Source organism: Amycolatopsis sp. NPDC004747 (assembly GCF_053601335.1).
This window is the reverse complement of record NZ_JBSGBQ010000008.1, coordinates 333,728-347,483: the sequence shown is the minus strand read 5'-3', so window position 1 is coordinate 347,483 and position 13,756 is coordinate 333,728. Positions and strand designations below refer to the sequence as shown.

10 protein-coding genes are annotated in these 13,756 nt (G+C 72.1%); 3 read left to right on the top strand and 7 right to left on the bottom strand.

Going from position 1 to position 13,756, the window contains the following annotated elements:
• Window positions 1-602: 602 nt before the first annotated feature.
• The 4 genes from ACWEGE_RS15865 to ACWEGE_RS15850 all read right to left on the bottom strand — a co-directional run bounded on the left by ACWEGE_RS15865 (window position 603) and on the right by ACWEGE_RS15850 (window position 3,890).
• Entirely contained in the window at window positions 603-1,343 is a 741-nt protein-coding gene (locus tag ACWEGE_RS15865) for a VC0807 family protein (RefSeq protein ID WP_449661164.1), read from the bottom strand.
• A 149-nt stretch (window positions 1,344-1,492) separates the two neighbouring features.
• Window positions 1,493-1,927, bottom strand: coding sequence for a hypothetical protein (locus ACWEGE_RS15860; protein WP_449661163.1), 435 nt, complete (start codon window positions 1,925-1,927; stop codon window positions 1,493-1,495).
• Window positions 1,928-2,157: 230 nt separating this feature from the next.
• Window positions 2,158-2,949: an ABC transporter permease gene (locus ACWEGE_RS15855; RefSeq protein WP_449661162.1), complete on the bottom strand. Its 792-nt coding sequence runs from the start codon at window positions 2,947-2,949 to the stop codon at window positions 2,158-2,160.
• A complete protein-coding gene (locus ACWEGE_RS15850; protein ID WP_449661161.1) occupies window positions 2,946-3,890 on the bottom strand; it encodes an ABC transporter ATP-binding protein in 945 nt (314 codons plus the stop codon). Before ACWEGE_RS15850 ends, ACWEGE_RS15855 begins: the two co-directional genes overlap by 4 nt.
• A 391-nt stretch (window positions 3,891-4,281) precedes the next feature.
• Here ACWEGE_RS15850 and ACWEGE_RS15845 point away from each other — a divergent pair, with 391 nt between their 5' ends.
• Window positions 4,282-6,738 carry a beta-glucosidase gene (locus ACWEGE_RS15845; RefSeq protein WP_449661160.1) on the top strand — a complete coding sequence of 819 codons (2,457 nt, stop codon included), beginning with the start codon at window positions 4,282-4,284 and terminating at the stop codon, window positions 6,736-6,738.
• A gap of 47 nt (window positions 6,739-6,785) precedes the next feature.
• Here the strand turns inward: ACWEGE_RS15845 and ACWEGE_RS15840 are convergent, their stop codons facing one another.
• On the bottom strand, window positions 6,786-7,442 hold the full coding sequence (locus tag ACWEGE_RS15840) for a response regulator (RefSeq protein ID WP_449661159.1): 657 nt from the start codon (window positions 7,440-7,442) through the stop codon (window positions 6,786-6,788).
• Between the two features lie 167 nt (window positions 7,443-7,609).
• On the opposite strand from ACWEGE_RS15840, the gene ACWEGE_RS15835 reads away from it, so the two are divergent.
• Both ACWEGE_RS15835 and ACWEGE_RS15830 read left to right on the top strand, forming a co-directional pair.
• Window positions 7,610-8,965, top strand: a complete 1,356-nt coding sequence (locus ACWEGE_RS15835) for a glycosyltransferase (RefSeq protein WP_449661158.1) — start codon at window positions 7,610-7,612, stop codon at window positions 8,963-8,965.
• A gap of 46 nt (window positions 8,966-9,011) precedes the next feature.
• The gene (locus tag ACWEGE_RS15830) at window positions 9,012-10,202 is read left to right on the top strand and encodes a glycosyltransferase (protein WP_449661157.1); all 1,191 of its coding nucleotides are present in this window, start codon (window positions 9,012-9,014) and stop codon (window positions 10,200-10,202) included.
• A gap of 212 nt (window positions 10,203-10,414) precedes the next feature.
• On the opposite strand, the gene ACWEGE_RS15825 is transcribed toward ACWEGE_RS15830, so the two are convergent.
• Together ACWEGE_RS15825 and ACWEGE_RS15820 are read right to left on the bottom strand one after the other, a co-directional pair.
• Window positions 10,415-11,617, bottom strand: a complete 1,203-nt coding sequence (locus ACWEGE_RS15825) for a macrolide family glycosyltransferase (RefSeq protein ID WP_449661156.1) — start codon at window positions 11,615-11,617, stop codon at window positions 10,415-10,417.
• Between the two features lie 199 nt (window positions 11,618-11,816).
• Window positions 11,817-13,754: a sensor histidine kinase gene (locus tag ACWEGE_RS15820; RefSeq protein ID WP_449661155.1), complete on the bottom strand. Its 1,938-nt coding sequence runs from the start codon at window positions 13,752-13,754 to the stop codon at window positions 11,817-11,819.
• Between the last annotated feature and the right edge of the window lie 2 nt (window positions 13,755-13,756).

Genomic DNA, 13,756 nt, shown 5'->3' with positions numbered 1-13,756 from the left:
CAGCTTCCGGCGCGCTGGGACATCGGTGGGTGCTCGGGTTCCGCCGGTGCCTGCGGTGCCGGGTGCGGTGGAGTTTGTGGGGGTGGTGTCCGGGTGTGGCGGAGCTTCCGGCGCGCTGGGACATCGGTGGGTGCTCGGGTTCCGCCGGTGCCTGCGGTGCCGGGTGCGGTGGAGTTTGTGGGGGTGGTGTCCGGGTGCGGCGGAGCTTCCGGCGCGCTGGGACATCGGTGGGTGCTCGGGTTCCGCCGGTGCCTGCGGTGCCGGGTGCGGCGGAGCTTCCGGCGCGCCGGGACAAGAGGTCGCCCTTGTGCTTGTCCAGCGCCCGTTTCCGCGGGCGCCACGCGGCCGGGTCCACGTTGACCCACGGTGGGTGCCGGTTCCGCCGGAGCCGGGCGCGGCGGGCTTCCGGTGCGGCGGGCGGTCGCACATCGACCCCGATCTCCCAGGTGCAGGACCGGTTGTGCCGCGGTCCACCCGCCCCGGGCACAACGAAATCCGCCGCCCTGGCCGGGTGGCCGAGGGCGGCGGATCGGGTTTGGAGCGTGCGGTGGATCGGCGGCCGGGTCTTCGCCCGGCGGCATTCTCCGCCGGCCGGTACCGGGTCATCGGTCCAGCGGGACCAGATCGTTGCGGTTGAGCCGGAGGCCCTTGCGGGCGAGGTTCCAGCGGCCGTAACGCCTGCTCACGATCTGGATCAGGACGATCGCCACGATGAACTGGATCAAGGTGAGCCCGGGGACGGAGTCGATCGGCAGCGTGTAGGCAAAGACGATGCGGACGACCCCGTCCAGGAGCAGCCCCAGCCCCCAGATGACGTTCACGCCGCGCATGGTCTGCCGGATCTCCGGGGAGTTCGCCCAGTTCGCTTCCCACTTGGCCACGCCGTCCGCGGACGGCTGCAGGTTCATGATGCCCTGGAAGACGGCCGGCCGGCGCGGGGTCGTCACCAGCACGAACAACCCGATCACGCCGGTGACGACGCCGCTCTTGGCGAAGATGAACCGGGGGTCGCCGGTGATCAGCGTGAGGGCGGTCCCGATCGCGAGCATCGCGATCGTGAACAGGCCGATCGCGTCCGGCTTGCCCTCCTTCATGAGCTTGTACAGCACCGAAAGGACCGCGGGCACGACACCGATCAGCAGGGACAGCAGCGGAGAGAGCCCGAGGGCGCGAAGGCCGTAGTACAACCCGAGAGGAGCACCGAACCCGACGAGCACCGAGAGGAAGAACTTGCGGCGGGCCGCGGCGGCGTGCTGCTTGTCTTCGTCCGTGCTGCCGGCCGGCGCCTGGCCGTCGTAGGCCGCCGCAGGCTGCGGGGTGTGGTAGTTCTTTCCGTCGGTCACTTCCTGGTCTCCGATTCTCTGTTCCGGTGGGCGCGGGACGGATCCGGCCCGGCCTTTGAAGGCTATGGGAGGATTCGCGCGTCCGTAATGCGCCTATCTCTCTGATCCGGGTGGGGTTAGCTCCACCCTGGTCGGCCCCGTCCGGCCGCTCACCTGGCCGACTTGGCGAAGAAGTGCGCCCGGCAGTCCGACCCCAGCAGGGTGAAGAACAGCGCCAGCAGGACCACGCCCTGCAGCGCTTGCGCGGCCCTGGTCCAGTCCGGGGACCCGCCGGCGATCACCAGGTACGCCATCGCGATGCACCCGCCGAGGGTGAGCACGAAGAGGCGGACGTAGGTGCGGCGGCGGCCCAGCGGCAGGCTGCGGGCGATCCTGACGTAGATCAGCGCCAGCGCGAGGACCACGCCCAAGCGGATCCAGGTGAGCTTGGTCAGGGTGTCGCGGGTTCCTTCGACGTTCTTCGGCGGGGTCGGCAGGTGCGCCAGCTGGTAGTCGACGACCTCCTGGAAATGGAGGTAGGTGAAGACGCCGACGGCCAGGCTGATCACGAGATTGAGGTACATGAGGAAAACGACGCGTCGCATTGCTCCCTGGGAGCCGCTGGAACTGGTCACGGTTTCATCCTTCGGTACACGACACACGCGGGATTGCTCGCACGATGAACGACCGGCTACTCGGGCCGGTCTGCGCGTCGACGGCTCGGAGCAGCGCCAAATCTAAGCTCCGCGCGGACGCCGCGACAATGGAGCTGACGGCAGTTCCGAGGTGGAGTTTTGCCCACCCCCTTACGCGCACCGGCGCGCACGCGGGCGCCTCACCCGTGTGCGCGCCGGCGGAATCCCAGCAGGCCGGCCAGCCCGGCGACGGCGAGAAAACCGGCCAGCACCACGCCGGCCAGTGGCGCGGTGACCGCGGCTGCGCCGGGCGGCAGGGTGGCACGGAGCCCCTCGGCGACGTAGGTCAGCGGGTTGACCGTGCAGACCGCCCGGAACCACGGGATGCCCGCCAGCCGGTCCAGCGGGAAGTGGATGCTGCCGGTGAACGCCAGCGGTGGCAGCGCCGCGCCCAGCACGGTCATCACCCGGCAGGGCGCCACCAGGCTGCCGAGCGTCAACCCGGTCGCCGCTCCGGCGAGCGCGCCGAGCACGAGGACGCCGGCCGCCGCGGGTGCCGAGGCGAGCCGCCACGGCACACCACCCGGCGCGGCGAACCCGGCCGGCACCACGAGCACCGCGCTCAGCAGGCCGCGGAGCGCGCCGAGCAGGATCTTCTCCAGCGCGACCAGGCGCGTGTCCAGCGGCGCCAGCAGCCGGTTCTCGATCTCCTTGGTCCAGCTGAAGTCCACGGCGAGCGACAACGCCGTCCCGTGCAGCGCGCCGAGGAACGCGCCGGCCGCGACCAGGCCGGGGAAGAGGACGTTCGCGTAACCCGGGCTGACGTAGCCGAGGCCGGGCAGCAGCCTGCCGAACACGAACAGCACGCAGGGCGGCAGCAACAGCGTCCGCGCCAGGAACCGCCGCCAGTGCCGGGCACTGGCTCCGACGTCGTTGCGCAACATGGCCAAAAAGGACAGAGCGCCGGCGGGCACGCGTACCCCGGCGGTCATCGGAGCTCCTCCACGACCTCGGCGAGCGTCACCTGGCCGCACAGCGCGCTGATGGTCGTGACACCGACGTAGCCGAGCACCTCGACGGCCTCCACCAGCAGCCGTTCCGGTTCCTCGTCGCAACGCAGCCGGAACCGCAGCGCCGTGTCGTCCACCGGGGACCGTTCGACCGCGCGGACCGACCGCATCCTGCCCAGCATCGAGGCGACTTCCTCGGCGCGGACCCCACGGGGCTGCACGGTGAGCACCAGCGTCCGCGGCCGTCCGGCCCGCCCGGCCAGCGCGGCGGGTCGTCCGGTCGCCACCAGCTTGCCCCGGTCCAGCACGGCGACGCGGTCGCAGACACTTTCGATTTCGCTCAGGTCGCGGGAAGCGAGCACCACGGTCACCCCCTCTCGCTTGAGCTCGATGATCCGGTCGCGCAGGAAGCACCGCGCCCCCGCGCGGGGCTCGTCGACGAGCAGGACGCGCGGGTCGTGCATGAGCGCGCGGGCCAGCATCGCCCGCAGGGCCTCGCCCGGGGTGAGCGAGCCCGCTCGCGCGTCGGCGACGGACCGGAGCTCGAGCGATTCGAGCAGCTCCGCGGCGCGGCGTTCGCGAACCGGCCGCGGAACCAGGTGGTACGCCGCGTGCGTGAGCAGGTTCCGCCGGGTCGTCACGGCGGGGTCCAATGTGGTGTGTCCGGGCAGCAGCGCGAGCGACCGCCGGGCCAGGACCGGGTGGGCGGCCACGTCGATGCCGCCGACCAGCACCCGGCCACCGGTCGGCCGCAGCCGGGTGGCCAGCACACCGAGCAGCGTGCTCTTGCCCGCGCCGGCGAGCCCGAGGACGCCGAACACCTCACCGGGCGCCACGCGGAAGCTCACCTCGTCGAGCGAAGGGGACGACGCCCGCGGGAATCGCTTGACCACCGAGCTGACCGTGATCGCGTCGCTCGTCATTTCGCCGTCCGGGCGTTCATCGGGCCCCCTCAGGCGGAAATCCAGCCGGTGCGCAAAACACCGGGCCGAACGAGTCGGTTCGACCGTAGTGCGGAACGGGAACGCCGCGGAAGACGATCCGGTGCGAATAGGGGTCCGGTTGCCGGTCACCCCTACGCCCGCCGTCGCGGGTGGTGCGCGGCCACGACAATACCCCGATGGCCGGACGTGCGGCGATGCCGCGAGGTAGCATCCGCCCGCCGGGCTCGAACGACCCGGTTGTGCTGGGGGCACTGATTTCGCCGCTGTCCGGGACTTTCCCGCGGTGGTCTTCGGGGGAAGACCGCGCGGGGTGCGTGCCGGGGCTGTCGGGCTTGGCGCATTGGGGAATTCGATTCTTTGCGAGTGAATCATGGAACGATCGAACGCACTGTTCCGCACACCTTCCCGGCGGACCGCGGTGACCGCGGGCGCCGTGGCGGCGCTCTTGACCGTCGTCGTGGCCGCGCCGGCTTCGGCGCAGCGGGCTGACGGCCTGGCCGGCGCCCGGTCGAGGGCCCAGGACCTGGTCGCGCAGATGACCCTGGACGAGAAACTGTCCTTCGTCACCGGGGCGACCGACCCGAATTCGCTCGGCGAGTCCGGCTACATCCCGGGCGTGCCGAGGCTGAAGATCCCGCCGCTGCGGTTCGCCGACGGATCGGCGGGGATCCGGCTGACCAAGCACGCGACGGCGATGCCCGCCCCGGTCGCGCTGGCGTCCTCGTTCGACCAGGCTCTCGCCACCCAGTACGGTGCCGTGCTGGGCAAGGAGGCGCGTGCGCTGGGCCAGGACGTCGTGCTCGCCCCGATGGCGAACTCGATCCGGGTGCCGCAGGCGGGCCGCAACTTCGAGACGTTCAGCGAAGATCCGCTGGTCGGAGCCCGCACCGCCGGTGGCGAAATCACCGGCGTCCAGAGCCAGGGCGCGATGGCCACGATGAAGCACCTCGCGGCCAACAACCAGGAGACCGATCGCCTGACGCTCGACGCCGTCGTCGACGACCAGACGCTGCACGAGATCGAGCTCCCGCCGTTCAAGGCCGCGGTCGACGCGGGCGTCGCCTCGGTGATGTGCGCCTACAACAAGGTGAACGGCACGCCGGCGTGCGGCAGTTCCGCGCTGATGACCGAGATCCTGCGCGGGCAGTGGGCGTTCCAGGGCTGGGTCGTGTCGGACTGGCAGGCCACCGCGTCGACCGACGCGATCACCAAGGGCCTGGACCAGGAGATGCCGTCCGAGAAGTTCTTCGGCGGGGCGCTGAAGAGCGCCATCGCCGCCGGGACCGTCCCGCAGTCCGCTTTGGACACCGCGGTCACCAGGATCGTCACCCAGATGGCGCGGTTCCACCTGCTCGACGACCCGGCCCCGGCCCGGCCGGTGCGGGACGCGGCCGGCGCGGCCAAGGTGGCCAAGTCGGTGGCCGAGCAGGGATCGGTGCTGCTGCGCAACGTCGACGGCATGCTCCCGCTCACCGGCGCGAACGCGAACAGCATCGCGTTGATCGGTCCCGCGGCGAACACCCCGAAGATCGGCGGCGGCGGCAGTTCCCAGGTCGTGCCCGACACCGCGCTCTCGCCGCGGCAGACGATCGGCACCCGCGCGGGCTCGGGCACGGTGACCTACACGCCGGGCATCGACCTGGTCGGCACGCCGATCCCGGCCGCGTCGTTCAGCCCGGCCCCGTCGTTCGGCACCGACGGCACCCTCCGGCTGGCCGCCGACGGCTCGACCGACTACCGCGGCAACCTCTCCGTTTCCACGACCGGCGACTACCGCTTCACCATGGGCGTGTCCGGCAGCGGGCTGGCGCTGTTCACAGTGGACGGGACGACCCAGTTCTTCACCGCGTCGGTGCCGGGCATCATGCGGCTGCACCTGAGCGCCGGGTCGCACACGATCGGCATCACCCGGCTGCCCGGTGTCGGCTCCGGTGATCTCCAGGTGGTTCCGCGCTGGGTGACGCCCAACCAGGTGCAGGACTTCTTCCAGCCGGCGGTCGAGGCCGCGAAGAAGGCGAAGACCGCCGTCGTGTTCGCGGCCAACGACGACACGGAAGGAACGGACCGGACCACCTTGACCCTGCCCGACTACCAGGACGAGCTGATCGACGCGGTGGCCTCGGCGAACCCGAACACCGTGGTGGTGCTGCAGACCGGGTCGGCGGTGACCATGCCGTGGCTGTCGAAGGTCCGGTCGGTGCTGCAGATGTGGTACCCGGGCCAGGAGGGCGCGCCCGCCGCGGCGGCGCTGCTGTTCGGCGACTCGGAACCGGCGGGCCGGCTCACCCAGACGTTCCCGACGTCGATGGACGCCACCGCGATCAGCGGCGACAAGCGCCGGTTCCCCGGCGTGGACAAGCAGGTGCAGTACTCGGAGGGCATCTACACCGGCTACCGCTGGTTCGCCGCGCAGCAGGTCAAGCCGTTGTTCCCGTTCGGGTTCGGGCTGGGCTACACGAAGTTCGCCTACAGCGACCTGAGCACCGTCTGGAGCGGCCAGAGCCTGATCGCCTCGCTTACCGTGCAGAACATCGGTGACCGCACGGGATCCGACGTGCCCCAGGTGTACGTCGGCCCGAGCTCGACGCTCCGGATGCCGCAGGCGCCCTTCTCGCTGGCCGGCTACACGAAGATCACGCTGGCTCCCGGGGCGTCGGCCCGCGTGAAGATCGTCGTGGACCCCGCGCAGCTGAGTTCGTGGAACACGGCGACGAACTCGTTCCAGCTCGGCACCGGCACCCGGACGCTGTACGCCGGCCCGTCGTCGGCCGACCTGGTGCTGCACCAGAACATCTCGGTGGGCGGGATCGGCACCGGCGGCCGCTGAGCCGCGCCGTCCGTGCGGGCCGCGTGACGCGGCCCGCACGGACGGGTTCAGCCGTTGCGCGGGCGGTTGAGGTACGCGAGCACGGCGAGGACCCGGCGGTTGTCGTCGTCGGACACCGCGAGCCCGAGCTTGCCGAAGATGTTGGCGGAATGCTTGCTGACCGAGCCTTCGGTGATGTGGAGCCGGGACGCGATCGCCGCGTTGGACCGGCCCTCCGCCATCAGCTCCAGCACCTCGAACTCGCGCGAGGTGAGATCGGCCAGCGAGGTGGTGCTCTTGTTGCTGGCCAGCAGCTTGCTGATCACCTCCGGGTCCATCACCGTGCCGCCCGCGGCGACCTGGCGCACGGCGTTGATGAACTGGGTGCCGTCGAGCACGCGGTCCTTGAGCAGGTAGCCGACCGCGCCCGCCTCGTCGGTCAGCAGTTCCCTGGCGTAGAGCTGCTCGACGTGCTGGGAGAGCACCAGCACCGGCAGGCCGGGGGAGCGCCGCCTGGCTTCCAGGACGATCCGGAGGCCTTCGTCGGTGTGCGTCGGTGGCAGCCGCACGTCGACGATCGCGATGTCCGGGGTGTGCTCTTCCAGCGCGCGCTCGAGCTCCGGGCCGCTCTCCACCGCGGCGATGATCTCGCAGCCCTTGGCCGTGAGCAACGTGCTGATCCCGTCGCGGAGCAGGAAAAGGTCTTCGGCGAGAACGACTTTCATCGACGGCTCCAACGTGGTCAGGCGGTCACCACGGGTGAGTCTACTGGGCAGGTGCCGCGCTGGGGTTCCGTAGGGGTTGGCGGCAGGACCCCGTCGGCGTTGGGTGGAGCCCGGGTGTCCTGGCGGCCCGGCCCGGACCGAAACCACCGGCAACCAGGGGGATCTCCATGCCCGTTCCGCACGTCCGTCCGTTGTTGTTCGCCAGTGGCTCGGAGGCGGGCCGGATCAACCCGCTGCTCACCATCGCCGCCGAACTGGCCCGCGGCGACGGCACCGAGCTGGTCTTCGCGTCGACCGACGACCGCCGCGCCGACATCGAGGCGCTGGCGCCGGGGCAGGTCCGGTTCGCCTCGCTCGGCGAACCGGACGCCCGGCACCTGCCGCGCAACTGGGACGAAGCGATCTTCACCGCGATGACCGGCCCCTCGCGTGGCCGGGCCGCCGCCGAGTACCTCGGCCGGGTGATCGACGCCGACTACCTGCAGGACATGTACGACCGCACGCTGAAGGTGCTCGACGAGGTCGAGCCCGCACTGGTCGTCGTCGACCAGGACGCGCCGTACGTCATGGATGCGGCACTGGCCAGGGGCGTCCCGTACGTGATGAGCGTGCCCATCCCGGTGAGCGTGGTCTACGCCGAGCGCGTGCCCGCCGACTTCCCGAAGGCGTTCACCGGGTTGCCGAGGAACATGACACCCGCGCAGCTGGAGGAGAACGCGCGGTTCGAGCGCGAGCTGGGCGAGGCGCTCACCGCGTCGGGCAAGCTCGGTGAGTTCTTCAAGGCGCGGCTGGCCGGCGGCTTCCGCAATCCCGCCTGCGTTTCCTCCGCCTACGCGGACGAGGCCGTGTCGGTGCTGGGGTTCTCCGTCTTCGGGGTGGAGTACGAATTCCCGGACGTGCCGGAAAATGTGCGCATGATCGGCGCGGTCGTGCCCGAGCCGTCGGGCGAGCGGACCGCGCTGACGGGCTGGCTCGACGACCACGAATCGATCGTCTACATCGGATTCGGCACCATCATGCGGCCCACCGCGGGGCAGGTCGGCGGGATCGTCGAAGCGGTGCGGCGGCTCCCGCCCGGGCAGCACGTGCTGTGGCGGCTCCCCGCGTCGCACCACCACCTGCTGCCGCCGGACCTGCCGGCGAACCTGCGGATCGAGTCGTGGCTGCCGTCGCAGACCGAGGTGCTGGCCCACCCGAACGTCAAGGTGTTCTTCAACCACGGTGGCGGCAACGCGGTCAGCGAGGCCGGCTACTACGGCAAGCCGATGCTGGTCATGCCGTTCTGGATGGACTGCCACGACTGGGCCGCGCGGGTCGTGGACTGCGGGGCCGGCCTGGCCGTCCGCTACACGCCCGAGCTGGACCCGGCCGAGATCGCCGAGCGGCTCACGAGCCTCCTCACGGACGAGCGCTTCGCGAGCCGGGCCGCGTACTGGCGCGATCGCCTGCGCGCGGCGGGCGGCGTCGGGGCGGCGGTCGAGATCATCGAAAAGCACGTGGCCGAGCAGGCCGCGCGGGACTGACCCCGCGCCGGAAGACTGGAGCAACGCTGTGCGTGTACTGGCCACGGTGAACGCCTCACCGTCCCACGTCCGCAAGTTCATCCCCCTGACCAGGGCACTGGCCGAGGCGGGGCACGAGATCCACTTCGTGACCTCCGAGCCGATGCTCACCGAGCTGGCCCGCGAACCGGTGACCGCGTCGACCCTGCTGCCCAACGCCTACGACGGCCTCGCCGCGCTGCTCAAGGGCATGGCCGCGGCCGAGACCGCCGGGCACCCCGTCGCGGCGGGCGAACCGGACCAGACCGCGGGCATCAACGTGGTCTTCGGGCTCGGGTTCTGGCGGGACGTCCTGCCGCCGGTGCTCGACACCGCCCGCGAGTTCAAACCGGACCTGGTGCTGCGGGACGACTTCGACGTCATCGGCTACCTGGTGGCCGAGCAGCTGGAGATCCCGCACGTCGCGATGTCCGGCGGCTCCACCATCCTGCTCGACCCGGCCCGGCTGGCCGACCCGCTCGACGCCCACCGCGAAGCGCTCGGCATCGCCGGATCGGGCCGCGGGCTCTACGGCTACGGCCGGGTCGACTACCTGCCCGCCGAATTCTCCTTCGCCGCGCACGAATGGCCGGTGGAGCTGAGGTTCCGGCAGCCGGTGCTGATCCGGCCCGGCGAAGCGCTGCCGTCGTGGATCGCGGACCTGCCCGCCGGCAAGCCGCTGGTCTACGCGGCAGTCGGCACGTCGCTGCCGATGCAGGCCAAGCTGAACCGCGAAGGCGTCCCGCTGCCGTCGTCGATCAAGCCGGAGCACGAGGTCGGGCTGATCCTCGCCACACTGTCCGAAGTGGACTGCGTGGCGGTGGTCGCGACCGGGGGCATCGGCGCGGACCTCCCGAAGGCCGCGCACGTCCACGTCGTCGACCACGTGCCCCAGCCGCTGGTGCTGGAGGCCGCCGACCTGTTCCTCAACCACGGCGGGTACAACGGGATCCGCGAGTCGCTGCGCGCCGGGGTCCCGATGGTGGTCCGCCCGCAGGGCAGCGACCAGCCGCACAACGCCCGGCGGGTCGCCGAGCTCGGCGTCGGGATCGGCGTGACGGGCGACGACCCGGCGGCGCTCGCGCAGGCCTGCCGGGCGGTGCTGGGTGACGGGTCGTTCCGCGCGGCCGCGGGTGCGGCACGGCGGCGCATCCTCGCCCTCCCGGGTGTGGAGACGGCGCCGGAGCGGCTCGAGCGGATCGTGAACGGCGAAAGCTGAACGGCCGAAAAGGCCCCTGCACCGATGCTCGGTGCAGGGGCCTTTTCGGTTTCCGGGGCTTGCGGTTCGACCCGGCACACAGACGTGGCCATCGCCTGTGTGCCGGGTCTTTGGGGCGTTGCGGCTGGTACGAGGGTCCTGCCGCACCGCCCGCGCACTCCGCGGGTACGGACGCTGGGGGATTGCCGTACCGCGGAGGAGCCAGAGGTGTCTCAGCCGGCCAGGAGGCGCTCGATCTCGTCGGCGGCGCGGGGCGCGCCGCCCGCGTCGCGGGTGAGCTTGCTCAGCTCGTCGAGCCGGGACCGGGTGTCCTGGCTCGCGCCCAGCCGGGTCACGGCGTCGACGAGGCGCTCGGCGGTGATCTCTTCGTGCGCGATCTTGACGCCGGCGCCGACCTCGACGATCCGGTCGGCGACCGCGTGCTGTTCCGGCATGCGCGGCACCGCCACCAGCGGGACGCCGAAGTACAGCGCCTCCGTGGTGCTGCCCATGCCCGCGTGCGTGACGAACACGGCGGCGTGGCGGAGCACGGCCGGCTGCGGCAGCCAGGGGTGGGCTTCGACGTTCGGCGGGAGCTCGCCGAGCTCTTCGGTGCGGATCTGGTTGCCGGTGGAGAGCACGACGTGCCACGGCAGGTCCGCGAACGCGGCCACGCAGGCACGCAGGAATTCGCCGCCCTGGTGGTAGCGCAGGGAACCCAGGGAGATCAGCACGACGGGCAGGCCGGACGCGGGCGGCGTCCAGCCGTCCGCGTCGGCGCGGCTGCCCAGGCACGGCCCGACGAACTCGACTTCGCCGTCCTCGAACCGGTCGTTCGCGTACTGGAACACCTTGGGCAGCACGGCCAGGTTCACTGGCTCGGTCCGCGAGTAGAACTCGCCGACGGGCATCTCGACGCCGTGGTCGGTGAGGAAGCCCGCCAGCCGGGCGCCGAGCGTCGCGGCGATCCCGCTCTCCGCCCACATCTTCGCGACGCCGGGCATCCGCTCGAGGAGGTTGAACCGCTTGTTGACCGCGAACGACGGGAACAGCTGCACCGCGGGGACACCCAGCTTGACCGACAGCAGCCTGGCCGGGGCCAGCACCGTCGTGTCGTAGAGCACCAGGTCGGGCCGGTCGTCCGAAAACCGGGCTTCCGCCGCGGCCGCGGCGGCCACGCTCTCCGCGAACTGCCCTTCGGAGAGCGCGACCGCGTTTTCCCCGGTGATGTCGTCGAGGTCGACGTCCGACGCGCTGCGGCCGCCTTCGTAGCGCACGAGGGTGGCGCCGGTGGCTTCGATCCGCTCCGCGAACTCGGCGGTGCTCACCCAGCTGACCCGGTGGCCGCGGCGGACGAGCTCCTCCACGATGCCGAGCAGGGGCGTGACGTGCCCGGTGGCCGCGAAGCTGAACACGGCGATGTGGTTCGGTGACACGGGGCTTCTCCTGATCGGGCGCTGGTCAGCCACGCGGCCGGCCGCTGTCGGCGCACTGGGGGTTCTCCCGCTGTCGGCGCTCCATCCTCGGGTTCCCCTTCTCGGCTCGCGGTCCCGGCGGGCTGCCGGTTCGACGTGACCGACGGTACGGATCGGGCGCGGCCGCCGGAACCCGGCTGGGGGCCGGAACGAGTGGTGGTTAACTCCACCCTGTTACGGGCAGCTCGGCCGCGGCGACGGTCGGGCCACCCGGCGGGCTGGTGATGGTCAAGGTGCCGTCGAACGGGGCGAGCCGGTGGGCGATGCCGTCGAGGCCGCTGCCTCCGGCCGGGTCGGCGCCGCCCTGCCCGTCGTCGGTGACGGTGACGGTGAGGATGCCGTTCCGCCAGGTCAGGGCGATGTCGACGTGGTCGGCCGCGGCGTGCTTGGTCACGTTGGTGAGCAGTTCGGACACCGCGAAGTAGACGGCCGTTTCCAGCGGGTGCTCCAGCCGGCCCGGCAGGTCCACCCGGACTTCGACGTCGAGCGGGCTGTCGATGGCGAGGGCGCGGATGGCGTCGGCGAGCCCCCGCTCGGCCAGCACCGGCGGGTGGATGCCGCGCACGAGGTCCCGCAGCTCCCGCATGGCGTGGCCGGCGGCTTCGCGGGCCTGCTCGGCGACGGCCTTGGCCGCTTCGGGGTCGGTGTCGACGAGTTCCGGGATGAGGTCGAGCTTGAGCCCGATGGCCAGCAGCCGGGCCTGCGACCCGTCGTGCAGGTCGCGCTCGATCCGGCGCAGCTCGGCCGCCTGCGCCGCCGTCGCCACCGTGCGGGTCCGGTCCAGGTGCGCGACGCGCTGGGCGAGCACGGTGCCCTTGGCGGGGGCCAGCATCAGCCGGGCCCACCGGTTGTGCGCGCGGAGCAGGGCGGGGGCCCAGGAGATGCCGACGGCGAACAGCACCAGCCCGGTGCCGATCCCGGTGAGCGGGTGGTGGCACCAGGGCGGCAGCGCCGGCAGCTCCGCCAGCAGCCGGTGCCACGGGCCCGCCGGGTCGTACCGCAGCAGCAGCCCGGCGATCGGCCACCACAGCCACGGCCAGATCAGCGCGAACAGGGCGAGCAGTGCCGGCACCATCAGCGGCAGCGCGATCCCGAGCACCAGGATCGGGTCGGTGACCAGCCACAGCAGCTCGCGGCGGGAGGCGACGTCCGACATGATCCAGCGCTGGCGCCGGATCTGCTGCGGACGGCGTCGGCTGCGGTAGAGCCGGTTGCCCTCGCGGTACAGGCCGTCCGGGCGGGCCACGGGGGGCGACGGCGGCGGGACGTAGGCCTCGGGGATGGCCACCCCCGACCACTCCGCGACCAGCCGGCGGCGCAGCTGGGCCAGCTCGCGCACCGGGGTCACCACGATCTCCCACCACAGCCAGCCGATGCCGAGCACGTGCAGCGGGACGACGGTGACCAGCAGCAGCGCGGCGACGCCGAGTTCGACGACGGCCATCGCGGCGACCGCGCCGAGCCGGCCCAGCGCCCGGCCGGCCCGCAGCCCGGAGCGGGCGACCGAGCCGATCCGCGACCGTTCGGTGGGCGCGAGGAGCCGCTTCGCCGCCAGCGCGTGCCACCGGAGCGCGACCGGGCCGAGTGCGAACCCGGAGGCGACCAGCGCCAGGCCGAGCACGACCGCCCAGCCACCGTCCGGCGATGGCAGTCCGCCGAAGGGCAGGACAGCAAGGGGCAGGGCGACGCCGGCGCAGACCAGTGCGGCGGGCACCGCCATCAGCGGGGTGCCGAGCAGCGGGTCGAGCAGCAGCCAGGCGAGGTCGCGCCAGGTGGCGTCGTCGCCGACCACCCAGCGCACGGTCTGCCGGTAGCGCGGGATCCGGACGCTGCGGTGCAGTTTCGTCCCGTCGCGGTAGAGGCCGTCCGCGTCCGGCCGGGGCGGGTCCGGCGCCGGGGTGTACGGCTCGGGGATTCCGACGCCCGCCCAGGCACCCGCGAGCCGCCGCTGCAGCCCGGTCACCACCCGGGTCCAGCGCACCGACGCCAGGTGCGTGAAGCGGAGGTCGAGCAGGAAGGTCGCGTGGGCGGCGACCACCGTGAGCGCGAACGCACCGAGCTCCACGACGCCGAGCGCGGACAGCGCCAGACCGCGCACGG